The organism is Paenibacillus sp. FSL R7-0331, from assembly GCF_000758645.1.
GTDB classification, from domain to species: domain Bacteria; phylum Bacillota; class Bacilli; order Paenibacillales; family Paenibacillaceae; genus Paenibacillus_AQ; species Paenibacillus_AQ camerounensis.
Genome location: NZ_CP009284.1, coordinates 5,715,477 through 5,740,941, shown reverse-complemented (window position 1 = coordinate 5,740,941; position 25,465 = coordinate 5,715,477). Strand labels below are relative to the sequence as shown.

32 protein-coding genes, 1 tRNA gene and 1 pseudogene are annotated in these 25,465 nt (G+C 49.0%); 32 read left to right on the top strand and 2 right to left on the bottom strand.

What is annotated here, in order from left to right:
• Positions 1 to 193: 193 nt before the first annotated feature.
• Positions 194 to 376 carry a hypothetical protein gene (locus R70331_RS24855; protein ID WP_042180241.1) on the top strand — a complete coding sequence of 61 codons (183 nt, stop codon included), beginning with the start codon at positions 194 to 196 and terminating at the stop codon, positions 374 to 376.
• 118 nt (positions 377 to 494) lie between these two features.
• Here R70331_RS24855 and R70331_RS24850 read toward each other — a convergent pair whose 3' ends face one another.
• Positions 495 to 713, bottom strand: coding sequence for a helix-turn-helix domain-containing protein (locus R70331_RS24850; RefSeq protein ID WP_039876701.1), 219 nt, complete (start codon positions 711 to 713; stop codon positions 495 to 497).
• 9 nt (positions 714 to 722) lie between these two features.
• On the bottom strand, positions 723 to 1,205 hold the full coding sequence (locus tag R70331_RS24845; RefSeq protein WP_042180240.1) for a DUF2975 domain-containing protein: 483 nt from the start codon (positions 1,203 to 1,205) through the stop codon (positions 723 to 725).
• A gap of 303 nt (positions 1,206 to 1,508) precedes the next feature.
• On the opposite strand from R70331_RS24845, the pseudogene R70331_RS24840 reads away from it, so the two are divergent.
• The 31 genes and pseudogenes from R70331_RS24840 to R70331_RS30725 form a co-directional block, all read left to right on the top strand.
• Positions 1,509 to 1,661: pseudogene (locus tag R70331_RS24840) on the top strand (LuxR C-terminal-related transcriptional regulator); the annotation flags it as partial.
• 281 nt (positions 1,662 to 1,942) lie between these two features.
• A complete protein-coding gene (locus tag R70331_RS24830; protein ID WP_042180234.1) occupies positions 1,943 to 2,122 on the top strand; it encodes a hypothetical protein in 180 nt (59 codons plus the stop codon).
• Between the two features lies 1 nt (position 2,123).
• Entirely contained in the window at positions 2,124 to 2,711 is a 588-nt protein-coding gene (locus R70331_RS24825; RefSeq protein WP_042180231.1) for a hypothetical protein, read from the top strand.
• Between the two features lie 651 nt (positions 2,712 to 3,362).
• A tRNA-Gly gene (locus tag R70331_RS24820) sits at positions 3,363 to 3,434 on the top strand.
• 28 nt (positions 3,435 to 3,462) lie between these two features.
• Positions 3,463 to 3,660: a hypothetical protein gene (locus tag R70331_RS24815; RefSeq protein WP_042180230.1), complete on the top strand. Its 198-nt coding sequence runs from the start codon at positions 3,463 to 3,465 to the stop codon at positions 3,658 to 3,660.
• Between the two features lie 54 nt (positions 3,661 to 3,714).
• Positions 3,715 to 4,041 carry a hypothetical protein gene (locus tag R70331_RS24810; protein WP_042180228.1) on the top strand — a complete coding sequence of 109 codons (327 nt, stop codon included), beginning with the start codon at positions 3,715 to 3,717 and terminating at the stop codon, positions 4,039 to 4,041.
• Positions 4,031 to 4,600, top strand: coding sequence for a hypothetical protein (locus R70331_RS24805; protein WP_042180226.1), 570 nt, complete (start codon positions 4,031 to 4,033; stop codon positions 4,598 to 4,600). The genes R70331_RS24810 and R70331_RS24805 overlap by 11 nt, the downstream gene beginning before the upstream one ends.
• 4 nt (positions 4,601 to 4,604) lie before the next feature.
• A complete protein-coding gene (locus R70331_RS24800) occupies positions 4,605 to 5,030 on the top strand; it encodes a hypothetical protein (protein ID WP_042180222.1) in 426 nt (141 codons plus the stop codon).
• Positions 5,030 to 5,710: a collagen-like domain-containing protein gene (locus tag R70331_RS32385; RefSeq protein WP_052419209.1), complete on the top strand. Its 681-nt coding sequence runs from the start codon at positions 5,030 to 5,032 to the stop codon at positions 5,708 to 5,710. Before R70331_RS24800 ends, R70331_RS32385 begins: the two co-directional genes overlap by 1 nt.
• Before the next feature lie 150 nt (positions 5,711 to 5,860).
• A complete protein-coding gene (locus tag R70331_RS24790) occupies positions 5,861 to 6,409 on the top strand; it encodes a hypothetical protein (protein WP_042180219.1) in 549 nt (182 codons plus the stop codon).
• Between the two features lie 135 nt (positions 6,410 to 6,544).
• A complete protein-coding gene (locus tag R70331_RS24785) occupies positions 6,545 to 6,919 on the top strand; it encodes a hypothetical protein (protein WP_042180217.1) in 375 nt (124 codons plus the stop codon).
• Positions 6,903 to 7,253 (top strand): HNH endonuclease, encoded by a 351-nt coding sequence (locus R70331_RS24780; RefSeq protein WP_042180215.1) that lies wholly within the window; start codon positions 6,903 to 6,905, stop codon positions 7,251 to 7,253. The genes R70331_RS24785 and R70331_RS24780 overlap by 17 nt, the downstream gene beginning before the upstream one ends.
• A complete protein-coding gene (locus R70331_RS32380) occupies positions 7,243 to 7,365 on the top strand; it encodes a hypothetical protein (protein ID WP_269322365.1) in 123 nt (40 codons plus the stop codon). Before R70331_RS24780 ends, R70331_RS32380 begins: the two co-directional genes overlap by 11 nt.
• Before the next feature lie 263 nt (positions 7,366 to 7,628).
• A complete protein-coding gene (locus R70331_RS24775) occupies positions 7,629 to 8,165 on the top strand; it encodes a phage terminase small subunit P27 family (RefSeq protein WP_042180213.1) in 537 nt (178 codons plus the stop codon).
• Complete coding sequence (locus R70331_RS24770) at positions 8,131 to 9,822, top strand: terminase large subunit (protein WP_042180210.1); 1,692 nt, start codon at positions 8,131 to 8,133, stop codon at positions 9,820 to 9,822. Before R70331_RS24775 ends, R70331_RS24770 begins: the two co-directional genes overlap by 35 nt.
• A 169-nt stretch (positions 9,823 to 9,991) precedes the next feature.
• Entirely contained in the window at positions 9,992 to 11,224 is a 1,233-nt protein-coding gene (locus R70331_RS24765) for a phage portal protein (RefSeq protein WP_042180208.1), read from the top strand.
• A complete protein-coding gene (locus R70331_RS24760; protein WP_042180206.1) occupies positions 11,224 to 12,072 on the top strand; it encodes a head maturation protease, ClpP-related in 849 nt (282 codons plus the stop codon). The genes R70331_RS24765 and R70331_RS24760 overlap by 1 nt, the downstream gene beginning before the upstream one ends.
• Positions 12,073 to 12,076: 4 nt before the next feature.
• Positions 12,077 to 13,483 (top strand): phage major capsid protein, encoded by a 1,407-nt coding sequence (locus R70331_RS24755; RefSeq protein ID WP_052419208.1) that lies wholly within the window; start codon positions 12,077 to 12,079, stop codon positions 13,481 to 13,483.
• Positions 13,484 to 13,526: 43 nt separating this feature from the next.
• Positions 13,527 to 13,874, top strand: a complete 348-nt coding sequence (locus tag R70331_RS24750) for a hypothetical protein (RefSeq protein WP_042180204.1) — start codon at positions 13,527 to 13,529, stop codon at positions 13,872 to 13,874.
• Entirely contained in the window at positions 13,798 to 14,361 is a 564-nt protein-coding gene (locus tag R70331_RS24745; RefSeq protein WP_081947740.1) for a head-tail connector protein, read from the top strand. Before R70331_RS24750 ends, R70331_RS24745 begins: the two co-directional genes overlap by 77 nt.
• Positions 14,361 to 14,684, top strand: a complete 324-nt coding sequence (locus R70331_RS24740; RefSeq protein WP_042180199.1) for a phage head closure protein — start codon at positions 14,361 to 14,363, stop codon at positions 14,682 to 14,684. Before R70331_RS24745 ends, R70331_RS24740 begins: the two co-directional genes overlap by 1 nt.
• The gene (locus R70331_RS24735) at positions 14,684 to 15,136 is read left to right on the top strand and encodes an HK97 gp10 family phage protein (protein ID WP_042180197.1); all 453 of its coding nucleotides are present in this window, start codon (positions 14,684 to 14,686) and stop codon (positions 15,134 to 15,136) included. The genes R70331_RS24740 and R70331_RS24735 overlap by 1 nt, the downstream gene beginning before the upstream one ends.
• A 5-nt stretch (positions 15,137 to 15,141) precedes the next feature.
• Positions 15,142 to 15,519 (top strand): hypothetical protein, encoded by a 378-nt coding sequence (locus R70331_RS24730; protein WP_042180194.1) that lies wholly within the window; start codon positions 15,142 to 15,144, stop codon positions 15,517 to 15,519.
• Positions 15,520 to 15,533: 14 nt separating this feature from the next.
• A complete protein-coding gene (locus R70331_RS24725; protein ID WP_042180192.1) occupies positions 15,534 to 15,938 on the top strand; it encodes a phage tail tube protein in 405 nt (134 codons plus the stop codon).
• Positions 15,939 to 15,994: 56 nt separating this feature from the next.
• Positions 15,995 to 16,372 (top strand): hypothetical protein, encoded by a 378-nt coding sequence (locus R70331_RS24720; RefSeq protein WP_042180190.1) that lies wholly within the window; start codon positions 15,995 to 15,997, stop codon positions 16,370 to 16,372.
• Positions 16,373 to 16,416: 44 nt separating this feature from the next.
• Positions 16,417 to 16,650, top strand: coding sequence for a hypothetical protein (locus tag R70331_RS24715; protein ID WP_042180188.1), 234 nt, complete (start codon positions 16,417 to 16,419; stop codon positions 16,648 to 16,650).
• Between the two features lie 4 nt (positions 16,651 to 16,654).
• Positions 16,655 to 19,354, top strand: a complete 2,700-nt coding sequence (locus R70331_RS31255) for a hypothetical protein (RefSeq protein ID WP_081947738.1) — start codon at positions 16,655 to 16,657, stop codon at positions 19,352 to 19,354.
• A gap of 18 nt (positions 19,355 to 19,372) precedes the next feature.
• Positions 19,373 to 19,735: a DUF6711 family protein gene (locus R70331_RS24705; protein WP_231576353.1), complete on the top strand. Its 363-nt coding sequence runs from the start codon at positions 19,373 to 19,375 to the stop codon at positions 19,733 to 19,735.
• A gap of 4 nt (positions 19,736 to 19,739) precedes the next feature.
• Complete coding sequence (locus tag R70331_RS24700) at positions 19,740 to 21,731, top strand: bactofilin family protein (protein ID WP_042180186.1); 1,992 nt, start codon at positions 19,740 to 19,742, stop codon at positions 21,729 to 21,731.
• Between the two features lie 45 nt (positions 21,732 to 21,776).
• The gene (locus R70331_RS30730; RefSeq protein WP_052419206.1) at positions 21,777 to 22,331 is read left to right on the top strand and encodes a hypothetical protein; all 555 of its coding nucleotides are present in this window, start codon (positions 21,777 to 21,779) and stop codon (positions 22,329 to 22,331) included.
• A gap of 527 nt (positions 22,332 to 22,858) precedes the next feature.
• Positions 22,859 to 25,363: a hypothetical protein gene (locus R70331_RS30725; RefSeq protein WP_052419205.1), complete on the top strand. Its 2,505-nt coding sequence runs from the start codon at positions 22,859 to 22,861 to the stop codon at positions 25,361 to 25,363.
• Positions 25,364 to 25,465 lie beyond the last annotated feature (102 nt).

Genomic DNA, 25,465 nt, shown 5'->3' with positions numbered 1-25,465 from the left:
TTTGAATGTCCGTGTACAGGAGACTCTTATCTTTGTGTAATATACAAAGATTAAAAAAATCCCTATAAATAAATATTTATCTTATAAAAAGTGTCTTTTACCAGTGGACATATTCACACCGTGTGTTATAATGAAAGCGTAACCAAAAATATTAAAAAATTATTGATTTCATCGCTCAAGGAGGATGAAGGGAATGCTGGAAGTACTTAAGGAGCTTAAGAATCGGGTCATTGGATATTGGCAGCCGGAGTTAACCGGAGAGGACAGTTATCAGAACATGGAATACACGGTGCAGCGTCATCTGCACACACCGCCGTCGGCCAGCCCGCTGACTTATGAGGAACAGGCCCGGATTAAGACAATTATCTACCATTAATACAGGCATTAATACAGGCTGCACCAGATAGATAGGACTACCTACATCTTGAATATAATCAAAAGACCGCAATCCCGGAGAGTTTCCGGAGCTGCGGTCTTTCATTTATTTGTGCGGATCAGGAGCCTTCTTCTTCACTTCTGTACTCAAGCAGATCACCGGGCTGGCAGTCAAGCGCCTTGCAAATCGCCTCCAGCGTGGACAGCCGTACCGCCTTGGCTTTACCGTTTTTGAGGATGGAGAGGTTGGCCATCGTAATGCCCACCCGCTCCGACAGCTCGGTTACGCTCATTTTCCGCTTAGCCAGCATCACATCAATATTTATGATTATCGCCATGTCGTCACCTCAGACCGTCAGGTCGTTCTCTGATTTTAGATCAATTGCTTCTTTCAGCAGCTTCTGGAGCACTGCAGCAAATACCGCAATCACCATCCCGGCAAAAATCAGGACCATCCCGATAACGATAATACCCGGGGCATCATCCTTCTCCGCCATCAGGTAAAAGAGCGGCATACCGAGCACATACACGCCGCTAAAGGCCAATGCGCAGTATTTGATCTGCTTCAAGGCCGTCACAGACAGCTCCGAGAACGCCTTATTCCGGTCTATGTAGCTTAACAGCCTGAACGCCAGATACAATGCGAAGTAGAAGGGAAGCACCGATGAGTATAAATCGAGCAGGACAAGCACCTTCAGATAAGCATGATCCGGATACAATTCTGCTGCAAACCCCGCAATCTCCGGCACGACAAAGATACACAAGGCCAGCACCGGAATACTGATAAGAATAAGCGCCGCCTTCAAAAAAAGTGTTGATCCGCGTTCCATAACAAGCCCCCCGCTAATGTGTGATTATGATCCAATCTAACATAAGTTTTATTGTTTTGCAATAAATAAATAACGAAAATAAACATTTAATTGTTGTTGTGTACTAATAACTATAGAGATTATCCAGGAATGTCTGCTGCCTGCTGCCGGATTGCGCTTCAGCTTGTCTGTTACTGGACATCCGCCTGCGCCCAAATTGGGTCAGCAACCGCACCATTAACATTGCGCATACATAGTATGTTTTGACTGTATCCCTTTACCTTGTTATACCAAACAAACCCAGGGCAAGGAGGGGTGACACCATTGAAGGGGAACGATCATCACAGCAAATTTCTGCTAACGCATCGTGAGCGCGAAGTATTCGAGCTCCTCGTGCAAGACAAAACTACACGGGATATTGCCGGACTGCTATTTATTAGTGAAAAAACAGTCCGCAACCACATCTCAAAGGTGATATAGTTTGAAGCACACAACATATGTGATGCTTCTTTTTTATTTCACTGAGAGGTGGGAAGTCCCGTGGTTGTAAGGAATATCGTCGAAAGAATTACATACTTTGATCGTAAAGCATTAGAGTACGCAGCAAAGCGAAAACGTGAATTTGATGAATACCCTTCCGGTATTCGGTGTGAAAGGCTCCAGCGGTACAGGATTAGGATTGAGTATTTATGGAACCAGGAACGAGCGAGACAGATAAGGGCTGAATTATCGGATGAGAAAAAACTGGAGGTGTGATCATGGATAAAATTGATAAGCATATGGCTGACCTGTTAAGTCACTTCAAAGAGTTCAACATTACCCACATTGATCTAAACAATGAAACTCATGTACTGGGAATTAGAATGATCGTGGCAAACGCCTATTCAGACGCATGGAAATCTGCAGCGGAATTACAGATTAACAAAGGAGAAATTTAACATGAATGTTCACCTGGCTAAGAAAGGTCACAAAGTCTGTTTTGCTAATCGCGGCGGTTGGGATGGAGAATGGGAACGGGCTGCAGCTGTACTTAAAGAAAAGAGCATCTATACCATAAGCAAGGTGGACATATACCAATCTTCTACTGAGGTCTATTTGGAAGGCTTCGGTGATCAGGGATTCAATAGCGTATTTTTTGAACTGATAGGTGTTCCTGATTATTGGAAAATTGAAGAGTTGACCAATGCGGCCTTTGCTCGCTTTGTCAGAGGATGGGTAGAACAAATGGAAACACGCGATAATGTGGAACAGTTTTTCATAACCGAAGACAATACTGATCTTGATGATTTTGATATTGATGAAGAATTTGAACCAGTCGATGAAACTACTGTTGTAGTCGATGTAAAGTTTACGCATGCTCTTATGACATTCTATTTCAGTAGAGACCTTGGTAAATGGGACTATAGCGTTCTTAGCGGAGCTTCCGTTAAGCGGTATGAGGCAATCTCAAAAGGGGAGCGTCCCGAGCTTCCAGGAGTGTATTCCTATGAGTCAGATGAGGACTTCGCAAAGAGATTCCTGCAATAGTTTATTGCCGGGACAAACATCCCGGCTTTTTTGTGTCCATAAAATACGAAATTTTTGTCTGAAAATAGGCTGAATTGTGATCACCATTTCCTATTTTACCTGTTATATTTATAGCATGGAAAACAAAGAGAGCAGCACCCCACACAAGGAATGCCAGCTGCGGCCAAGTGCCAAAGCAGAGCACATACGGGGTGCTGCTCTTTGTATTCCTGTGGGGCTTCCATAAGGCGAGAGGGCGCCGAACAGAGCAGTACGCAGTTGATCTCTCGCCCACAATCCAAAACATCGCCTGTCATGGCCGTCTACGGGCGCGTGCCACGCGTCTCAGGTTCAGACGAGCAAATACTAGCCCTGCAAGACCAAGCCGTAGGAAACGCGTTCCTGCGGTCTGGCAGGGGCATCAGGAAGGTTTAACGCGGTGTGGTGGCGGAATAGGTAGACGCTAAAGTGAAATAGTAACGGAATCGGGCAGTAGGCTTTTTCTTGGCTGGATGTCACTTTGTGGCCGTTATATGCAAGGTGCAAATCCTTGCCCACATCAACTGAATAACAGTAATGCCCAGTCAAACAGCGCGGGCATTCCCGCATTGACGCCCATGCCGGGCACGGCGGATTAGCGGTAGCCGCATGTTATAAATTACCGCCTACTATGCGGGCATGGTCTAAAGGTTGGGCCGCAGCCTTCCAAGCTGCTGAATGCCGGTTCGAGTCCGGCTGTCCGCTTCATCAAAATGAATTAGGAGGCGTTACTTTGGAAGAACAACCACTACTGGTGAAGTATGAATGTTTATCAGAAGATTGCGAAGAACAATTCTTAGTCAATATTGAGAAGGCTAAGGAAAATGTACTCGCTTGTCCATATTGCAGAGGGCCGGCAGAAGCAACGGCCAGTGAGAACCCGGATGCTGAGGAGCGCGGGCTGGTGTACGGTTGTTTATATCCTCGCTGAGACTTGCAGGATTTATCTTCCATATGTCGAATCATGCATGTGGGAGGTGATGGAATGAGTTTGGAATCACAAGGATTAAGTACTTGGATTAAGGGTCTCAGGTCTGAACATGAAAAGCTTGAAAAATCTGTAGTCAAGAAAAATGAAGAACTCGCTGTACTGCGAGCGCGCAAAGAAGTGGTAGAAGCAGCAGTTGACTGGGTAACAGACGCCGTTTCAAGGGAAAATTTTTATAACAATTATGTAAAAGAAACAGACAATGAAATCGAAACTTTGTCGGAAGAAATTGTGACACTGCGTAATAAACGAAAAGAACTGGCGAGTCATATCAAGGTTATTGAAAAAGCATTTTTGGGCGGAATGTACAATAATGCGCCTTAATAGCTTTTATTCATCAAAACAATTGCATACGCACTACATAAGGCCATCCATAACCTTGGGTGGCTTTTTCTATGCCTGGGAGGTGGACGAGATTAAGATTAAATTGGTAGACCTCATTAGAATCTTCATTGCTGATTTTGAAAAACGTGCTGGAGAAACACCGTTCTATATCGGAGTTAACGGGAAGATGCACCATCATCTCGCTAAAGATGGGTTCATCACCGTTGATGCAAACAAAGACAGGAAATTTTTAGGCATGGATTACCGAATAGACCCGAAGCAGAGAGCAGATGTTTTGCTTGTGGGGGCTTGCTGGCAATGGAAACGTTGGATTACATGGCCGCCCGATCCATTAGAGGATACGGATGGAGTGAAAATTCCGGATCGTCCTATCCAGGCAAAGGAAGTTCCTGAAAGCCCGATGGAATTATCCCCGATCTTTAAAGCCGCGCTTATGCGCAGAAGCGATGAAATATTCATATACGGAGAACCGAAGCATGGCATGCAACCGAAGGGACTCATAGCTTGCTTGGAAGAAGAACAACTAGGAAGGGAGTAGAACGGTGGATGATAGACTTGCAAGGCCCGGATATGTCGTAAGGTCAGATGGCGCGGTTGTAAATGAGGCGGATAACATCAATGAGGACGGCAGCCAAAATTTTAGGATGGTTGTAGCAGATCCGGAGGATGTCACCCTTATAGACGCAGCAACATCGCCGGTAGTCGGATCATATGAAGTCGGCAGCAAGCAATTACTCACCATAGAGATTTACGGTACGGCTTCAGCAGCTACGGTAAACTTCAGGGCTATTTCAGCCAGTGGTACGCCGCGGCCTATGATGGGAGTCAGCACAGCAGATGTAGAACCCAGTTGGTCGGGCGGTGTGGGGCAGATATGGCAGTTCACGGTAACTGGGTTGGTGGCTTTTCAGGTTGAGCTCGCATCCGTCACCGGCGGCAACGTCTCTGTTAAGGGGAGGGCGCTCTAATGGATGATTTAAAAACCCAGGCCTTATATTGGCGGCTGAAGCAACTCATTAAGAATATGAGTGAGAACGGCACAGCCGGTATTCAAGGTCCTCCTGGCCCGCCCGGACAGCAAGGTATCAAAGGAGACACAGGAGAAACGGGTGAGCAAGGCCCTAAGGGAGACCCGGGAGTGAAAGGTGATACTGGCGAACAAGGCCCGCCTGGAGAAACAGGGCCACAGGGAGACCCAGGCCCGGCCGGATTAAACGGAGAAAAGGGCGATACCGGGGCAACCGGAGCTGTCGGTCCGGCAGGTCCTACCGGAGCCACAGGTCTCAAAGGTGAAACTGGGGCAATCGGTCCGGCGGGTCCACCTGGAGCAACTGGCCCGCCTGGAGTAACCGGAGCTACCGGCTTAACAGGTCTGCAGGGACTTGCTGGAGACAGCCGAATCAAGAGCGCCAGTATTATTGATGTGGCAGCTCAGGCCACTGGAGTTTATACATTGCCGATTATCGTATTCGGGGCCAATAAGTTCTCCGCTAAGCCTGTGGTCTTCATATCGGTAGAGTCCACTACCGTCAGTCTGGATGAGCCAAAATACATCATAGGTGGGTCTGTGGCTGGAGGATTCACACTGACAATCACCCTGCAGGCTCGGAAAAGCTCCCTTGATATCAGTCTCGGGGGCATTACTTAATATCAGCTTACTGGGTTCAGCGCTTCCGGCACTCAAAGTGCATGTGATAGCAGCTGAGCCTGTTTAATATAGCCCATAATCTACACCAGAAAAGCTGCAGAGGTGACGGCGAAGTACGGTACATGGGCATCCATCCACTGGAGGTAGTATATGACTTGTATTGTTGGATTGGTGGACGAAGGAAAGGTTTATATGGGCGGCGACAGCGCCGGCGTTGGCGGGCTCAGCCTTACTATCAGAGCAGATGAGAAAGTCTTCAAGAAAGGCGAATTTATTATGGGCTTCACATCGTCATTCAGGATGGGGCAATTACTGCGCTTCAAACTGGAGGTTCCATATCATAAACCAGGACTGGAAACCTACGAATACATGGTGACTGAGTTTGTCGAGTCCGTCCGGCGCTGCCTGAAGGAGGGCGGCTATGCTCGCACCAACAATGGTGAAGACAGCGGCGGCACATTCTTGGTCGGCTATCGAGGAGAACTATTTATGATCGGAGATGACTTCCAGGTAGGTAAGCCTACTGAAAGATATGAGGCTGTTGGTTGCGGTGAGGATCTGGCCAAGGGGAGTCTGTTCAGTTCGCTACGACTTGGTGAAGGGAACCCACACGAAAGGGTTCGTGAAGCTCTGATGGCTGCAGAGAATTTCAGTGCTGGCGTGCGTGGTCCGTTTAAGATTATTAGTACAGAAGGGTGAGTACGATGAAAGTTAAATGCACCTGCATGCTATGTGAATGGAGTAAGGTTGGCAGAGATGTCAGAATGGACGGTATTAAATGCCCTGAGTGCGGGGGTCCTGTATTTACAAATCCAATAAAGAAGGATGAAGCCAATGTTTAAAGAGACTGTAATGAATAAAACCGAGCTTCTTAAAATCATGGAAGCACTCGATGCGCTTGGCAAACAGTACACTATCACCAAAACAATGACTGTCGAACCACAGGAAGATTTCAGTGAACGACAAGGCAGCGTTAGTCACACGAAGCGAAACGTGGAGTATTACTTTAAACGTCCTGCCTGGACTATAGCTGAGGTGGAAGGCAATGCAGAGGTGCAGGGCTCAACAGTGGGCAGCCTGACAGCTAATGTGGATGTCAATATATCCGGGCTTGAGGAATTCATTGAAAAATTAAGAGAGTTGATAAACCGCCCACTATCGGATTTCATCACGCTGCAGATAGACACTGGCGATGCCGGGGAAAATTAAACGCCCCTGCTCTTACCCACGCTGCCCTGAACTGATAGAGTCCGGCACCTACTGTACCAAGCATGCCAAGGCCAAGGACCAGCAGCGAGGTAACTCCTACCAGAGAGGGTACAACCACAAGTGGAGAGCAGCCCGCGAAAGGTACCTGCGACACAACCCGGAGTGTGTGCACTGCGAGGAACTGAGAGAGATCACAGCAGCAACAGTAGTCGATCACATCATCCCACATAAGGGAGACAAGCGCCTGTTCTGGGATCGTAACAACTGGCAACCCTTATGCAAGCTTCACCATGACATCAAGACAGCAAAGGAGGATGGAGGCTTTGGCAACTGAACCTGCACCACTCATCATAGATGAACTGCATGATAACCCGTCCAACATGCAACTGGTCACCATCTTTGATCCATCAGATGTAACTCTCATCATCATAGACACACCGCCTTAGACCTTCTATATCCCTCTCTCAGCTACACTCTCCCATAGAGAGACTAACACTCCTATAAGAGAGCACACGCACCGGAGGGGAGAAGAGGCAACACCACAGAGTGGAACGAACACCGCTACACCGAGAGAGGCCCGGACGCCGCCTGCCTGACCCACTTACTAAAAGTAGGGGGAGGGGGAGGAAAATCTTTGAAAATATTTATTTTGGAGACCGTGCGCCCTCTTGCAAAAAACGAGGGCGAGTTTTCATAAGGGGGGGTTAACATGGGCCAGAGGGGGCCGAAAACGAAGCCGTCAGAGCTTAAACTGCTGCAGGGCACATACCGGAAAGACCGGGCCCCGGAAAATGAACCGAAGCCAAACGCGCCGCCGTCAATTCCGGATCCGCCGAGCTACATGGATACAACGGCAAAAAAGGAATGGCGGCGGCTCGCGCCGGAGTTGTACCGGCTGGGATTGCTGACCAAAGTGGACCTCGGGACGTTTGAGGCATACTGCTTATCATACGGCCGGCTGGTCGCAGCGCATAAATCGCTGAAGAGGGCGAAAACGATGTTCCATGAATACACCAATAAGGCGGGGGCCACAAATTTCGTAGCTCGGCCGGAGATCGCCGTTATCCAGAAGGAGTCTATGGTGATTAAGGCGTTCTGTGCTGAATTCGGCCTGTCGCCATCGGCGCGAGCACGGATGGAAGCTCCAGACATCCTGCCGGGCGGAGCCGGACCGCCGAAAGAGGATAAAACCACCTTTGATGGGTTCCTGAATGGACCAAGAAGACGCAACCTGCCCGGTACGTGAGTACGCGGAGCGGGTTCTTTCCGGTGACATCCCGGCAGCTGAGCCGGTCCGGCTGGCGTGTCAACGGCATCTGGACAACCTGCGGGATTCTGAACTGAATGTCAGCACATTTGAGTACTACTATGATGAGTTGGCAGCAGAACACGCACTTGAATTCTTTGGGTATTTGCGGCATTCCAAGGGAAAATGGGCACGGCAATCCTTCGAGCTGCAGTTGTGGCAGCAGTTCATCATCGGGTCTATATTCGGCTGGCTTCATAAAAAGACGCAACTGCGCCGGTTCCGGACGGTTTATGAGGAAATTCCCCGGAAGAATGGGAAATCGACCAAGGTTTCCGGCATAGGGCTCTATTTAACGGTTGCCGATGAAGAGTACGGCGCCGAGGTGTACGCAGCCGCGACGAAGAAGGACCAGGCGAAGATCACTTTTGACGAAGCTGCTCGAATGGTCAAAGCTTCGCCGGATCTGATGCAGAAATTCCGAGTTTACAAGAATAACCTGCACGTAATCGACACAGGATCTAAATTCGAACCATTGGGGGCCGATTCTGACTCTCAGGACGGTCTGAACGTTCACGGCGGGCTGATCGATGAGTATCACGCTCACAAAACATCAGCCATGTATGACGTTATTGAGTCCGGTACGTCTGCCCGGGAGCAGCCGTTGATCTATGTAATCACCACGGCCGGGATTAATCAGAACGGTCCGTGTTATCAGTTGCGAGAATATGCCATGAAGGTCTTGAAAGGCACACAGCCGGACGAGACCTTCTTTGCGTACATCGCAACCATAGATGACGACGACGATGTATTTGACCCGGCAACCTGGATGAAGGCCAATCCGAACCTTGGGGTGTCCAAAGCGCTCGACTATATGGTCAAACAGGCCAACAAGGCGAAGCAGATGGCAACGGCCTATGTGAACTTTCTAATCAAGGATTTGAACAAATGGACGAATGCCGCGGTTAAGTGGATCCCATTGAGCAAATGGGACGCCTCTGCCGGAAATATCGTGCTGGAGGAACTGAAGGGCCGGAAATGTTACGGCGGGCTCGACTTATCAACCAAACTGGATATCACAGCCTTTGCCCTAGTCTTCCCTCCGGATCACAGTGACGGCGAATATATCGTCCTGGTGTTCTTCTGGATACCAGAGGACGCTGTGCTGGAGAAGGAAGGCAAAGACAAGGTGCTCTACACCAACTGGGTGGATGAGGATCTGGTCTATACGACGCCCGGAAACGCCATTGATTACCGATTCATCCGCAAGACTATCAATGATCTCGGCCGGATGTACAAGATCGAGGAGATTGCCTTTGACCCGTGGAGAGCTACGCAGACGGCACTGGAGTTGGCTGACGATGGGTTTACAATGGTCGAGATGAGCCAGACACTCAAAAATCTTTCTGAAGCTACTCAGGAGTTCGAGAAACTGGCCGTATCCAAGCGGCTGATACACGGCGGCAACCCGGTGCTGCGCTGGATGGTAGACAATACGGTTGTCCGGATGGACGAAAACGAGAACGTGGCGCCTTCTAAGAAGAAATCCAGCGGACGTATCGACGGCGTGGCAGCAACGATCAATGCGTTGGCCCGTTGCATCGTCCATGAGGACAAAACATCAATATATGAGAAGAGGGGGCCACGCTCACTGTGAGAAAACCAAAAATCCGAGAAGATACCGTCCGGGAGGCTTGCCTAATCGCGGGCTTTTTGTCGTGCTGTTCGGGTATATGGATGATTTATCCGCCGGCAGCATTCATTATCGGCGGAGCGCTGCTGCTCTGGTTGGGTCAGCCCGCCAAAAAGCAAGGGAGGGGTAACTGATGGGCGTATTTTCAAGAATATTGGCCCAAAAGGAATACTCCATGGAGGATTTCACAAATGACATCCGCAAGCGGCTGTACGGCGGCCAAGCATCTCCGGGTGATTCCGTGTCAGAAGCGCAGGCTATGAAGTTCATCACCGTGTTCTCTTGCGTCAGAGTCCTCGCTGAAGGTGTAGGGGCCCTTCCACTCTTTGTCTACAAGAAGCGCCCAGGAGGCGGTAAGGACAAAGTGGATACTCATCCGGTATTTGAGCTGCTGCACGACAAGCCGAACAACGAGATGACCTCTCAATCATGGAGAGAGGCGCAGGTTGGGCAGTTGGCCACTTCAGGAAACTGCTATTCAGCACTCACGGTTAATCGACGCGGCCAGGTATCGGACATATATCCAATTCCTTGGGATGAATGCTTACCCAAAAGAAATCTCGTCACCAATGCTATCGAGTACCAAGTAGCAGGCGATGGGATATACCCAGCGGAGCGCATCTTCCATGTGCCTGGGTTTGGGTTTGATGGAATCATAGGTTATTCGCCTATCCGAATGGCTGCTGAAGCTGTCTCAATGGGAATGTCCGCATCACAATTTACGTCGCATTTTTATAAAAACGGGATGAACATTGGTGGAGTTTTGGAGCACCCTCAGGCATTAAGTGAGCCTGCCTACACCCGACTGAAAGAATGGATGGACGAAAAGGGCGTTGGCTTGGGCAACTCATGGAAGCCAATGATTCTGGAAGAAGGCATGAAGTTTTCTCGGATTCCGATGCCATTTGTTGATGCCCAATTCATTGAAACACGAAAACTTAACCGTGATGAAATATGCGGTTTATTTCGTGTGCCGCCGCACATGATCGCCAACCTTGAGCGAAGCACGAACAACAATATTGAGCATCAAGGCATTGAATTCGTCATGCATACACTAATGCCGTACCTTACTCGAATCGAGCAGACAGCCAACTGGAAGCTGTTCACGCCAGCGGAAAGGAAGGCGGGGTATTATGTGAAGTTCAATGCGGATGGCATCCTCCGAGGCGACTACAAGAGCCGTCAAGAGGGGTTGGCTATCCAGCGGCAGAACGGAATCATCAACGGTGATGATTGGAATGAGATTGAAGATCGTAATCCTGCACCGGATGGTAGCGGAAAGGCTTATCTGGTCAATGGCAACATGATAACCGTGGACAGAGCGGTTAGCGGTAAAGCTGCACCGGAAGGAGGTGATACAACATAATGACGACAACCAAATATATAAGAGCTGAGGCCAAACCTGCCGCCAAAGAGCGGACCAAGTTTTGGTCTTTTCGTGCTGCCGGTGAAGGGGCAGGGGATCTGCTGCTCTATGGAATCATCGAGTCGGAGAGCTGGTGGGGCGATGAAATCACACCAGTGAATTTTAAAAACGAACTGGATGGACTTGGGGATATCTCGGTGCTTAATGTCTTCATCAACAGTGATGGAGGCGATGTGTTTGCCGGGCAAGCCATTCATAGCATGCTGAAGCGCCATAAGGCTCACGTCAATGTCTACATCGACGGCATTGCTGCCAGTATCGCCTCTGTGATCGCTATGGCGGGAGATACGGTGTACATGCCCCGGAACTCCATGATGATGATTCACAGTCCGTGGACAATCGCCCTGGGTAACGCCAGAGACTTCCGCAAGATGGCAGACGACCTTGATGCAGCGCAGGAAACTCTCATTGCCGCCTACCAAGACAAATCTGGCATGGATAGGAATGAACTGATTGCGATGTTGGAGGCTGAGACCTGGCTTTCAGCAGAACGTGCAGTTGAGCTGGGTTTTGCAGACGAAATTGAGCAATCCAAGCAAATTGCCGCAGCTGTCCGCAACGGAGCTCTAACCATCAACGGGCAGGCAATGGACCTGAAACAGTACAGAAACGCCCCTGAACTTGTTGCTGTCGTACCACCTGAGCCTCCTTTGACGTTGGAGGTCACTGAGGAAACAGAAGAAACTGCTCCGCCTACACCAGCCTCGAAAGAGGATGAGGAGCTGCTGCGGACGCCACTGGCCCTATTTGAACGCATTACACAATCCCATGAAAATCGGAGGTTTTAATCATATGACTATCAAATCCCGGAAATACAAGATTGATCTTCAGCTCTTCGCTGGTACTGCTGCACCAACACTGCAGGAGATGCTGCAGGACAGAGCTGGGCAAATCACCCAGCAGCGCGCCTTGTTGGACAAAGCGAAATCAGAGAAGCGCGACTTCACTGCCGAAGAGGAAACGGAGTTCGAAAGCTTTGAAGCTCGCATCGTTGCTCTGGATAAACAAATTATCCGTGAAGAAGCCGTAGCTTCCAGAGAAAAGCAACTGGACGATGTGACTAAGCCATACCGCCCATCTGCAGCAGCGCTTGGTGGTAACCCTGTGCAGCCCACTAAAAAAGACGATGGCGGATTCTCCAGCCTTGGTGAAATGTTCAATGCTCTGCGGTTCGGCGACCCTAAGGGTAGAATCAATGCATTGAAGGCAGGCGAAGGACAGGGAGGCGGCCGCCAAGTTCCTGAAGCGTTCCGTGACCAACTCTTCTCTTTCCGCAACGAATGGACCCTGGGTGGTGAAACTGGAGCGGGTGGCTTCCTGCCGACGCAGTTCCGCCCCGACACTGTCCTGCAGTTGGCAGCACCTACAGCGATTGTGCGGCCGCGCGCGACCGTCCTGCCAGCAGGTGAACCGCCTGACTCCAAGATCACTATCCCAGCCCTGACGCAAGGCTCCAATGGCGTATTTGGTGGTGTGAACGTGACGTGGATCGAAGAAGGTGGCAATAAGCCTGAGACTGACGCTGATCTGGAAGAAGTAACTCTGCAGCCTCACGAGGTTGCGGCAACAACCGTTGTAACAGACAAGCTTCTGCGCAACTGGCAGGCAGCTGATGCATTCATCCGCACTTTGCTTGAGCGCGCTATGATTGCAGCCGAGGATATTGCCTTCCTGACTGGTAACGGTACAGGTAAACCACTGGGTGTCCTGAACGCAGCGGGCGCACTGGCAGTAAAACGTTCCACTGCAAACCAGATCAAATACATTGATGTGGTTAACATGCTCGCCAAGTTGCTGCCGGAATCGGTAGGCAATGCTGCTTGGGTTGCTCACCAATCGACCCTCCCGCAGCTGATGACTATGCAGGATCCTGCTGGACGCTATATCTTCATCCAGGGCGACGCAACTCGCGGCATCCCTTCCACACTGGCCGGCATCCCGATCCAGTTCACAGGCCGCACGAAGCCACTCGGCACCAAAGGAGACCTGCAGTTGGTTGATTTCATGTACTACCTGATTAAAGACGGCTCCGGCCCTTATGTGGATGCTTCCGAGCACGTTCTGTTCCGTTCGAATAAGACTGTCATCAAGGCCTTCTGGAACGTTGACGGCAAGCCTTGGGTTATTTCCCCGCTGACGCTGGAAGACGGCGTGACGCAGGTCAGCCCTTACGTAATCTTGGACGTGCCACAGGCCTAACCAATAACCGGGGGCTGCAATGGCCCCCAAAGGAGGAACATTGATGACCAAATCATTCATCGTGACAAATGAGTTCTATGACGCGGAGACCGGGAAGCTCGTAAAGATCGGCAGCACCATTGAAGCTGATAAGGAGCGGGAGGAAGTGCTGCGGGCTGCTGATGTTATTGGCAAAGAAGCGGCCAAGCTTCCGGACAGTGATGAATGGCCGAAGCATGTAGGGGGAGGCACTTACGAACTCTCCAACGGCGACCGGGTCAAAGGCAAGGACGCTGCTGAAGAAGCGGAGGGCGCGTTGAAAGCGGGTGATACGGATGCTGCTGCAGCAGATAACGGAGCCGACGGAGGAGCCGGTGACACTGGCGGAAGCAAAGAGGCACCTCAGGCTTGAATCGGATGAAACTGATGAAGATGGCTTGATCACCACGCTGATATCAGTTGCACGGGAGTATGCAGAAGATAGACAGTGGAAGAAACTAGCCGTCCGAACCTTTGAATTATATGCTGCTGATGCTCGATCATTCCGGCTGCCGCCTCCTTGTCAGGAAATCCTATCGGTTATTGTTACTGATAGGGAGGGGCAGACAGTCGAGTTGGCCGCGGCTGATTATTATCTTTACTCGGACAATTCCAAGGCTACTTTGGAACTGGTAAGCACCTATAAGTACCCCGCCCTTTCCGTCGAGAATAAATTTCCGGTACAGATCCAGTTCAACTCTGGATTGATTCCCGCAGCAGTCCCTAAGAAGACCAAGCATGCAATTCTAATGCTTATTGGTCACTGGTATGAGAACCGGGAAGCCTCCACAGAGAAGAAACGGGAGAAACCGCCCTTTGCTGTGGATGCTCTACTCGATATGGATCGGACGTGGTACTGATGGAAGCGGGAAAGCTCAACAGACGCATATCCATCCTACGGCCGCCTGGCCCAGATGAAAAAGACTCTTACGGCGAACCCCTGGACGTGTGGCCGGAGGTTTGCAAGGTCTGGGCCGGCATTCATCCGTTGAATGGGCGTGACCGCCTTACAGCTGCTCAGGTTAATGCGGATGTAACAACGAGGGTGGTCATCAGGGATCGCTCGGGGATTGACAGGACGATGATGGTCAAATACAAAAACCAAGAATTCGAAATCCTGTACACCATACAGCCTGATTACGACCGACGCGAACTGCAACTGATGTGCAAGGAGCGACAATAATGGCGAGAAGAAGCTCGGAAATCGTAGGAATGCGAGAACTTGAAAAAGCATTCAAAAGGCTTGGGAAAGTGCCGCAGACAGTCGCTACCAAATCCGCCAAGGCGGGAGCCCGCATTCCTCTTAAAGCAGCCAAACGCAATGCTCCGGTGGATGAAGGTAACCTAAAGGGCGCAATTGTCATGAAGGCAGAGCGTAGGGTGAAGGTCGGGAAGAAGGTCTACGATATCATGATCGATCCTGCCAAAAACGATCTCTTTGTAAAGATGTCTAAGGCTGGCAACCGTTCTTACTATCCAGCATCACAAGAATATGGTTGGATAACTGAAACTGGCAAGTACATTCCCGGGTATCGCTTCTTAAAACGATCTATTACGGAACATGAGCGTGAAATTGAACGAACAATGATAGATGTGGGCCGTAGGGAAGCGGAAAGGGCGCTAAATACGAGGTGATAAACATGAATTTCGAGCAAGCTCTCGTCCATGAACTTTCCAGTATATCGGGCCTTTCAGGCAAAGTTTATCCCGGAGAGGCCCCGGAGAAGGTTATTCCCTATATCGTCTATTTGTCCAGTGCCGGCCTTAAAGATAAGGACCTGGATGGGTATAAGGATAGCCGGAGAGTGCCCTTGGAACTCAACATTGTAGCGACAAGGTATTCGGACATGAAGCAATTCACCGAATCCACTATTGAAAAACTTATAAGCTTTGAACGAAGGGTCATCGGTGTTGATGGTCCTTTTATCAGTGAACTAACTTATGAGCCGCCTGCGGAATTGTTTGAGGATGCAATTAAGGCATTCCGCAGCGTGATCGACGTTGTAGTTTATTACTGAAGGAGGAGATTACTTTGGCAAAACGCGCAGTCGGCACAAAGTTGCTGATCGGCACTGTCCCAGTTGGTGGATTAACATCCATCGGCGGCATTGAGAAAACGGCAGACACTTTGGACACGACCACACTGGACAGCGACGGTGGGTACCGGACTTTCACTGGTGGATTTAAAGATGGCGGCGAGGTATCCTTGTCCGGGTATCTTGAACCGGACGATGAAGGTCAGGTGGCGATGGACACTGCATTTGAAGCCGGCGATACCAGAGCTTTCAAAATTGTTTTCCCGGCAGAGCTTAGTGCGAGTTGGGAATTTAATGGAGTTGTGACGGGGTTTAGTACCGGAGCTGAGCTGGAGGAGTTGGTGAGTTTTGAATCAACCATCAAAGTATCCGGAAAGCCGAGTTTGGTTATCGCGCCTTAATAACAATACTGCAGGGCCGGACCTGATCCGGCCTTTTTGCATGGGAGGAATTATTAATGAGCACTGAAGATAAAAACGATGTGGTAATGATTAACCTGGATCGGCCACGCGAGCTGCGTTATGGGCATAAGGCGATTAAAAAAATGCTGGCTGATACTGGATCAACAATCGAAAACATCGACATCGACAACATTGATCTGGAAGAGCTGGAGAAGTACATCTATTACGGTTTGCTGTCTGATGCAAAAAAGCACGGGGAAACGCTGGAGCTGGGCATGATGGAAGATTTATTGGATCAGGCTCCCAACTACGTACACATTACTGAAAAAATGACTGAAGCATTGAATATCGCTTTCGGTGGATTCGTGGTACCGGAGGGAAACCCGGGAGCGCCGGCGGAGCTGCCGGCAAGTGGGACTGGCAAGAATCCTTAAAAGCTGCAATTGATATCGGCATACGTATAGCGGATTACGATGAGATGACACCGCATGAACTCAATTTACACATTGAGTCCTACAACAAACGAAGGTCAGCAAATAGTGAAGAGTTACTCATAAATGCTTACCTGAATGCCTATTGGCACCGAATTAAGCGAATGCCTTCACTCAAGGAAGTACTGAAGAAGACCCAGCAGCAGCCACAACAAACCGATGAGCAAATGCTGGCTATGGTTAAAAATCTGAACGCTGCTTTCGGCGGAACAAGCGGGTGAATGAATGGCAGTTGTTAAAAACCTACTGATACGGGCAGGAGCTGACTTCTCGGCTTTAAGAACAGCGACCCGGCAGGCTCAGCGGGATCTGAACAATTTTAAAAGCAGTGTAGCCAAAACAGTCCAGGGTATCGGGGCGCTACTGGCAGGCATCGGAGCTGGATTTGCTATTGGTAGTGCCCTTAAGGATGCCATGCAGTTTGAGGCGGCGATCATGCAAATTAATCGTACGCTGGGAAGCAATGCTGGTGCATTCCAAAAGTGGGCGAAGGAAAATGAGAAGACTCTGGGAATGTCCACCCTGGAGATAACCAAATATGCTGCTGTATATTCCAATCTGATTGCCGGGTTCTCAGCCACAACGACCGAAACTACTCAGCGCACCCAGGCATTGCTGCAGGCGTCAGCAACTGTAGCTGCGGCAACCGGCAGGACCATGGAAGATACGATGGAACGTATCCGTTCTGGTCTCTTGGGTAATACCGAGGCTATCGAGGATCTAGGGATAAACGTGAATGTCGCCTTGCTGGAATCGACCAGGGCATTCCAACAGTTTGCGAACGGCCGCAGTTGGGATCAGATTGATTTCCAGACGCAGCAGACCATCCGGCTCATGGCGATCCTGGAGCAGGCCACGACGAAATACGGTACAACAGTTGCAGATAACACTGCCTACCGGCAGGCGGTATTTGTGGCCCAACTAAAAAATACAAGGCTTGCTCTCGGGCAGGCCTTTTTGCCGATTTATAATTTCATACTGCCAGCATTGACCCGTTTGGCTTCCGCTTTAGCGACAGCAATGAATTTTGTTGCGCAGTTTACAACAGCGCTATTCGGTGGCAACGGCCAAGTAAAGGCAGCGACAGCTCAAGCAGATGCCATAAGTGGTATCGGCAGCGCTTATGGTGATGCTGCTGATAAAGCCACAGCTGCTGGTGACGCAGCGAAGGAAGCCGGCAAAAAGGCACAGAAGTCAGTTGCAGGATTTGACCAACTCAATCTAGTTGGAGAAAAATCATCAGCCTCCGGATCTGGCGATGCAGATGAAGCTCTAATCGATCCGGCATCAATGAACGCTGATGTTGGGGGCGGCGCCTTTGGTGCGGTAGGTGCCAGCATGATTGATGTGTCTGATAAGGCAAAGGCGATGGCGGCGAAGGTGAAAGAAGCATTCGTTACGATGAAGAAAGTTATTGTAGATAACAAGGACATCATCATTGCTGCTTTATCTGGTCTGGCTGCGGCATTTGCAGGCTTTTGGATTGCTACCAAGTGGGGCAGTGCAGTCGCCTCTATGCAGGCAGCTGGCAAAGCAATCATGGCCGTATTGTCAGGAATATCGTGGCCTGTTGTACTGGCTGTCGCTGCGATCGGAGCTCTGGTCGGAGCGTTCGTCTACTTTTACCGGACGAACGAACAATTCCGCAACACAGTACAGAACATCTTACAACGTATCAAAGATGTCGCTGTCGATCTGTGGCAGAATGTCATGGTTCCTTTCGGGCAATGGTTGATGGCTCAATTGCCGAAGGCATGGGAGGCTGTCGCGGCAGCTGCTTCTGCTGTCTGGGACAATGTGCTCGTACCCTTTGGTAAATGGCTTGCAGATGTACTGCCCAAAGCATGGAAGGTGGTCGCTGATGTGGCTGTGTGGCTCTGGGATAATGTCCTGAAGCCCTTTGCTGCTTGGCTGGCTGATGCGATGCCAAAGGCTTGGGATGCCGTGAAGACAGCAGCGCTTTTCCTATGGAACAGCGTTCTTAAACCACTGGGCAATTTTTTGCTCTGGTTCTGGAAAGAGGTAATCGTCCCATTAGCAAAAGTGCTAGCTGATGTCCTGGGAGTTGCCTTCAAGGTAGTCGCAGATATCGCGAAATCCTTCTGGACGAACGTACTGGTTCCACTGGGCAAGGCACTTGCCGATCTATTCAAGCCGGCGGTTGAGGCTGTGTCTGCAGTGCTCACGTTCCTTTGGAAGAATGTATTTGTCCCATTGGTTTCATTCTTGGCGGGCACGGTGAAGGTTGTCTTTGAATCCCTGATCACCGTCATCACTTTCCTATGGAAAAATGTATTGAAGCCAGTTGTGGAGTTTGTTGGTGGAGTGCTGTTGGATATATTTACAACCGTATTTAAAACTATTGGCACAATAATCACCGGTCTGAAAGATACTTTGGTTGGAGTGCTTGATTTTATAACGGGAGTTTTCACCGGAAATTGGCGGAAAGCCTGGGATGGTATCAAGGGCATATTCAAAGGAGTATTTGATTCCCTGGTTGGTATTGTGAAACTGCCACTCAACCTGATCATTGACATGATTAACGCCGTCATTAAAGGACTGAATAAAATTCAATTAGACATGCCTGACTTTCTGGGTGGCGGGAACTTTGGCGTCAACATAAAGGAAATACCGAAGCTGGCTAAGGGCGGTCTGGCTTACGGACCAACCCTTGCTATGGTCGGTGATAACCGCGGGGCGGCATCTAATCCTGAGGTTGTGGCTCCATTATCCGAACTACAAAGCATGTTGAACACCGGGGATAATCGTGATGTTGTTTCCTCTATTCAGGAACTGATTCGCACGGTTAAAACGTCCGGCGGGGATGTAGTCTTACAGGTGGGGGCTTCTGAACTCGCCCGAGCAGTTGCTAAAGGAGCTAATCAAATCCAACGTCAGACAGGCAAATCAATCTTTGTTATTTAGGCGGAAAGGAGGTTAGCTGTGCTGGATATAAGAATAAATGGCGTAAGGATTGCAGCAAGCCCTTCTATCTTTCAGCCAACAATACTTGATTTGGATAATGCAGAGACCACTGTACGGACTTCAAATGGTGTGCTAAATAGGGATAGAGTAGCGGTGAAACGGCAAATTCAAGTAGAGTGGCCTCCTATTCCTATGCCAAAAATATCTGCGTTACTGAAACAGATGTCAGGTGTAACCTTCCAGTTATATTATCCCGATCCGATGGCTGGAACATATGTGACAAAATCTATGTATGTTGGTGATCGCACAGCACCAATGGCTTTCGAGAAGAATGGGGTGGTCTGGTGGGAAGGATTGAAGTGCACCCTTACGGAGACGTGATGCTATGTACCCTATATCAAGCATTTATGCAGATTACTTACGAGGATTTGATCATGAGTTTCTGGTCAAAGCCCTAGTTGTTGACACGCAATATGATAGTTCCAAAATCGTAGATTTTCAGATAGAAAGCAGCATTGTCAGTAACAGCGAGTTTGAGATAGGCACTGCCATTCCAGCAAAGCTGACGATTCGGCTGCGGGCAACTGAGGAGATTCCAGCCAATGCCCGTATCATTCCGTATATCTCCCTGTCTCTTGCTCGTATGACCTGGCAGGAAGCGAATATAGCATGGGAAGACAACCCATATCCTTGGATTGGCGGAAATACGGAGTGGTTACCACTGGGTGAATTTCATGTGGATATCCGCGAGAAGGTAAATGATGTCTGGACCTATTACTGTTATGACAAGCTGGTGTTTGCTGATCAGCCGTATATCTCGTCACTGACATATCCGACGACGCAGCAGGCAGTCTTTGACGAGATATGCAGCCGGCTAGGATACACCTATAACAGCAGCGTGGTTATTAACCCGACTTATATGGCATCAGTGGCTCCTACAGGCTACAGCATGCGGCAAGTGCTGGCTTACATCGCAGGAGCAAACTGCGGCTCGCTGTTTGTCGGCAAAGACGGAGTACTCAGGATGAAACGCTTTGTGTCGGAATCACCGGTGTTTAACTACACTCAGTCCGATTACATCCGGGCCAAACAGACCAATCCTCTCAAATCATTCAGTAGGGTAGTAGTTACGTATGACACTGAGGATGATTTAGTGTATGAGGCCGGGACCGGAGACGAGAATCACACTATATACCTTGATAATCCATTTGTTACACAGGGTATTGTGAACGCCCTACAAGCCTCTCTGAGCGGCGTTATCTACCTACCCTATGAAATGGACTCTCGGGGCTTCCCTCAACTGGATATCGGGGATAGGATAGGTTTTGGTTTGTATGAGGGCTCAAGCTGGATGGAGACAATCACTGCTTGGGAAGATACCGATTTACCTTGGACCGGGATTGCACAGTATGAGTCCTATATCCTCCACTCTACACTGAGCTTTAAAGGCGGTATCGCACTCAAGGTAGAAGCTCCCTCAATATCCGAGCAGCAAAGCGAATTTGTTGTTCCGGGCACATTGGCAGAGGCAGTTAATAACCTGGATAAGACATCATTGAAAGAAGGCAAACGCTACTACGGTTTTACAGCGACTCGTGAAGAAGGAGTAAGAATTCAAACCGACGCCGGCGCCTATTCAATCTTGAATGCAGACGAATTAAGTTTTTACGATGACGAAGGGCAGCGAGCCCTTTGGTTTGATATCTTGAGTCGAAGATTTAAATTCGATGGCACCCTTGAAGCAGCTGATGGGATATTCAGTGGTGATCTTTTGGCAGTAGGGGGGACCTTTACTGGGACCTTGCAAGGGGTTGATGGTGTGTTTACCGGAGACCTTTCAGCCGTTGGGGGCACTTTTACGGGTACCCTACAAGGTGTAAATGGGACTTTTACTGGGGAACTCAGAGGGGGGACGGTTATCGGGTCTGTCTTCAGGACGGGTGATCCCGGTGTATGGCCTAATGTAATAATTGATCCGAGCTCAATAGCATTTGGGGTTTATGCAGATGAGAACAACGGAATACGAATACCGGCGTTCGATGGAGGGGTAAGCAAAATTCAGTTGCTGGCGAATGGGAATGAATCAACTATCTACAATTCGCCAGGTGTAGGGTTGGCTCTATCGGCGTATACAAACCTTGTGCTTATCGGAAATAACGTAAATATCACGGCTGCTACAGGGTATGTTAATTTTGAATCGTGGTCGAGAATACGCAATAGCAGCACAGGGGTTACTCTTCAAGGAGAGTTAGATGCAATCTGGATAGCGCTATCTGACAAAGCGAACGTTTCACATTCTCACTCGGTAACTATACCGAGCCACGTCCATAATCCGGCAACTTCTTCAGGCGGCGGCGGAACCTTCACAGTTTCTTGACGTAATGGTATGATAGGGTAAATCTACCATTCGGAGGCGTTAATCTTGAAAAAAATCGCAACTGCTGCTCTGTTGTCGTTGTCCTTGTTTGTTGGAGCATCGGCCTTTGCTGCATCTTCAAGTTTAGTCGGGCAAAAAGTACAAGGTTTATTCTCAGTGAAAAAAGATGGTGTGAAAATTGCAGATGCAGTTATTATAAACGGCACTGCCTACGCTCCAGTAAGAGCTGTAGCTGAGGCTGCCGGAGTAGATTTATCAGTCAGCGGGAAGGAGATTATCATGAAAGACACTGCTACATCACCCCTGCCTACTAACATTTCTGATCCTGTTGAAATTAATCAACCATCGACAACGCCCCCTACAACGCAGGGAGCCATGAGTAAGGATGAATTGATTACGGCTATTGATAAGAAGCAGGAAGCAATAAATCTATTCAAGGAAGTCAACATAAACACATGGGAATCAATGATTAGAGAAAATCCCAACTCTTCATCTATACCAATGTGGCAGACTGCACTTGAGAGAGCAACTGGTCAATTACAACAACTTGAAAATGAATTACAAGATTTGAAAGATCAATTAAACGCACTACAACAGTAATAGCACTTAAAATATCAAGTCTCGCCTATAAGGCGGGGCTTTTTATTTTGCAGAAACGGAGTGAGAGGTATGTTCACCTTTAGAGGCCAATCTTTTGAACGGCCTATTTTGTGTTGTCGCGGATGCAGTACCCCTGTGTTTAGACTGCCTGCAGACACTGATCCATATGAACGTATAGTTGACACAATGCTGCTGAAAGCCATTCCTATCGATCCTCAGCCGAAGCCACAACCAGAAGACAAGGCGGAATGCGCAACGTGTGGATCGACCTGGAACTTAAATGGATTCGGCTTGCCGTTCGTTATTTTTGAGGAGGGAGACTTGTAAAATGGCGATCGTTACAACAGTACTACATTGTGAGGTAGACCCTCGGAACCCTGTATTAGAGGCACTAGCGGTTATAGACGCTCTGCTTCAGACAAACGGACCTCATAATGCGGATGCTATCCTAAAAGGTGTACAAGAGGGTATAGAGAGTCGGTTGAACTTCCGAGCTGCTGCAATCCAGAAGAAAGGAGCTGAGAAACATGCCGAACCGGTACATGGATCTACCGGGCCAGGAGCCGATCAGTGAGACATACCAAAATATCGAGGCGGGATTTGATGCAGTCCAGGAAGATGTTGATGCTGCAACCGGAGTGTCAGAAGGAATCCAGGCCGAGGTAACCCAGCACAAGGATTCGGCCACAGCTCACGCTGCAGAACACATCACATACGCTGGACCCGTTGTCGGTGCTGCGGACCTGAAGACTGCAGTAGACAGTGTTAAACAGCAGCTTGATACTGCGGTTCTTAACGGTGACAGTAGCATTGCTGCAGCGCAGGCAGCTATCGACGTTGAAGGAGTAGAGCACCCCAGTCTCAAGGCCCGGATTGACTCTGATGTCGTGAACCTTAGTACGCAGTTGGCGGAAACTGCGGAGCAGATCAGTGCCATCGACGAAGCGAAAGCAGACAAAACGGAGGTCAATGCTCTAGCTAATGAGAAGGCCAGTAAAGCCGAAGTCGCATTAAAAGCCGATCAATCTTTTGTCGATAGCCAACTGGCCGCTATTGTTAGTGGAGCACCAAAAGGGACCTATACCAATTTAGCAGCTTTGCAAGCAGCTTACCCGAGTGGGACGGACGGGGTAATGCTTACACTTGATACGGGTCATTGGTATTACTGGAGCGGCAGTACATGGGCAGACGGGGGGCAGTACCAAAGTACAGGTATTGCCGATGATTCAATCACGAATCATAAGATAGTTGACCGGGGCCTGTTTAAAAACCGAGGAGCGGACTATCCACTGTATAAGTTGAGCGATTCCCCTGGGTCAAGCCCTAGCGCTGCTGCATTAGCCGAAATTCAAAATGCCATTCTTGATATTCAGGTATTAAATGCAGCCCCAAATACCGACTACAGTGTTCGCTACATCGGGAAAAACCAGACAACATACGGAGATGCAGTATTAATTGAGGCATATGATCGGACCACAAATACCAAAAAGTACGATTTGTTCAAGCTCGAAAATCGGCAATATCCAATTGATGACTCCGGAGTAAGTACATTGAGATTGCTTGCCGAGAAAGGCGACGAAATCATATATCTGACGCTGGATTATTCGGTTATTGGATCAAATCAACCCGGGAGGTTAGACCTTGCAGGAAACGGATGGGGGAACAATCGCATACATCCATCCTGTTTAACGATGGGTACAGAGGGCGAGGGGTCGGTGTATTTCCCTCTCAAACAGCCAGCTGCCAACTATGATCCTAACCTGTTATTGACTACCATCAAGCAAGCAATCCTTGAGACAAAAATCCACAACGCTCAAGCCAATACGATATACAAAATTCGCTACATTGGCAAAAATCAAGCAACATTCGGAAATATGGTCCTTGTTGAAGCCTGGGAAAGCGATAACTCCGCCATGAAATATGCTCTATTCAAGGCTCAGCGAGAGACATATCCTATCAATGCAGCCGGGATTACTAAATTGACTCTGGCATCAAATAACGGATACGACGAACTGGTAGAACTTGTAGTGGATTACTCCAAAATACCAAACGATAGACTTGATATCGGGAACTCTGCCTTATTCGGATTTTATGTTGATCCGGTAAACTACCATATCGCAACAGCGGGGAGCGGGAACTCTTTTAACAATGTCGTTAACGCGAACTTCACTGCCCGTACTTTTGATGTTGCTGGCAAACGAAGTGCTGCTGAGGATTACACATTTGGTTTTGCCCCGTATGCGATCAATAACATTGTGAGTATCCAAACCATCTACAAGTCGTCCAACAGCACTGCTGATCCGATCATAAACAAAAGCGCCGTGTTCTATACAACAGGCACGGATTGGGTTAGCCCTTATAAGGTAAGAGCTTTAAGTGGTGGGGATAGCCCGATTGTTGGTGATGAGTGGACAGGCGGGGCGCATGGTACGGCTGGAGCTGGCGGGGAACCGACCGCAAGAACCAGCAAAGTGCGGCTATTTGTTGATGGCGTGGAAAAAACGACAGACGGGACCTACACTGGCGGCATGATTGAAATCATCGTTATCAACGATATTGAAGCATATAATACTCACACCAACCAACGGTACGTTATCCAGGAGCGCATAAAATACACTATCAAGGGTACGAAGTTGGACGTGCACGGCACAATTCATTGTCTGGAAGCTGTTGAAATCAAAACTTACTACGCAATGCAGACGGTTGGTTTTTATGAATCAGTGAAATATTTAGACAGTGCGGATGAATCTTGGATAGCGACAAATATAAATTCGGACAGCGGCGCCAAGTCAGCTTACCCGATGTCTGACACAAGGATATTGCGTAAAAATACAGGCGAACTATTGACCGTGTTTTTTGACAATTCCTATGGATTGGGTGATCGAGAGTATTTGACGGATACATCAGCACTGTCAGCAACCTTTTCGTACGGTACTTATGGCAAGAGTTATACAAATATCTTGGTTGATGATCCGACTAACTTTAGCGCTGGTGATCTGCTATATTGGCGCGGGTACTATTGGTTCAAGTAAGGAGAATACTGCGCAACAGATCTGAGCCGCCCACCGAGGCGGTTTTTATTTTGCTACAAAATCCAGGCACGCTCCCCGGGGCGTGTCTTTTTATATACATCA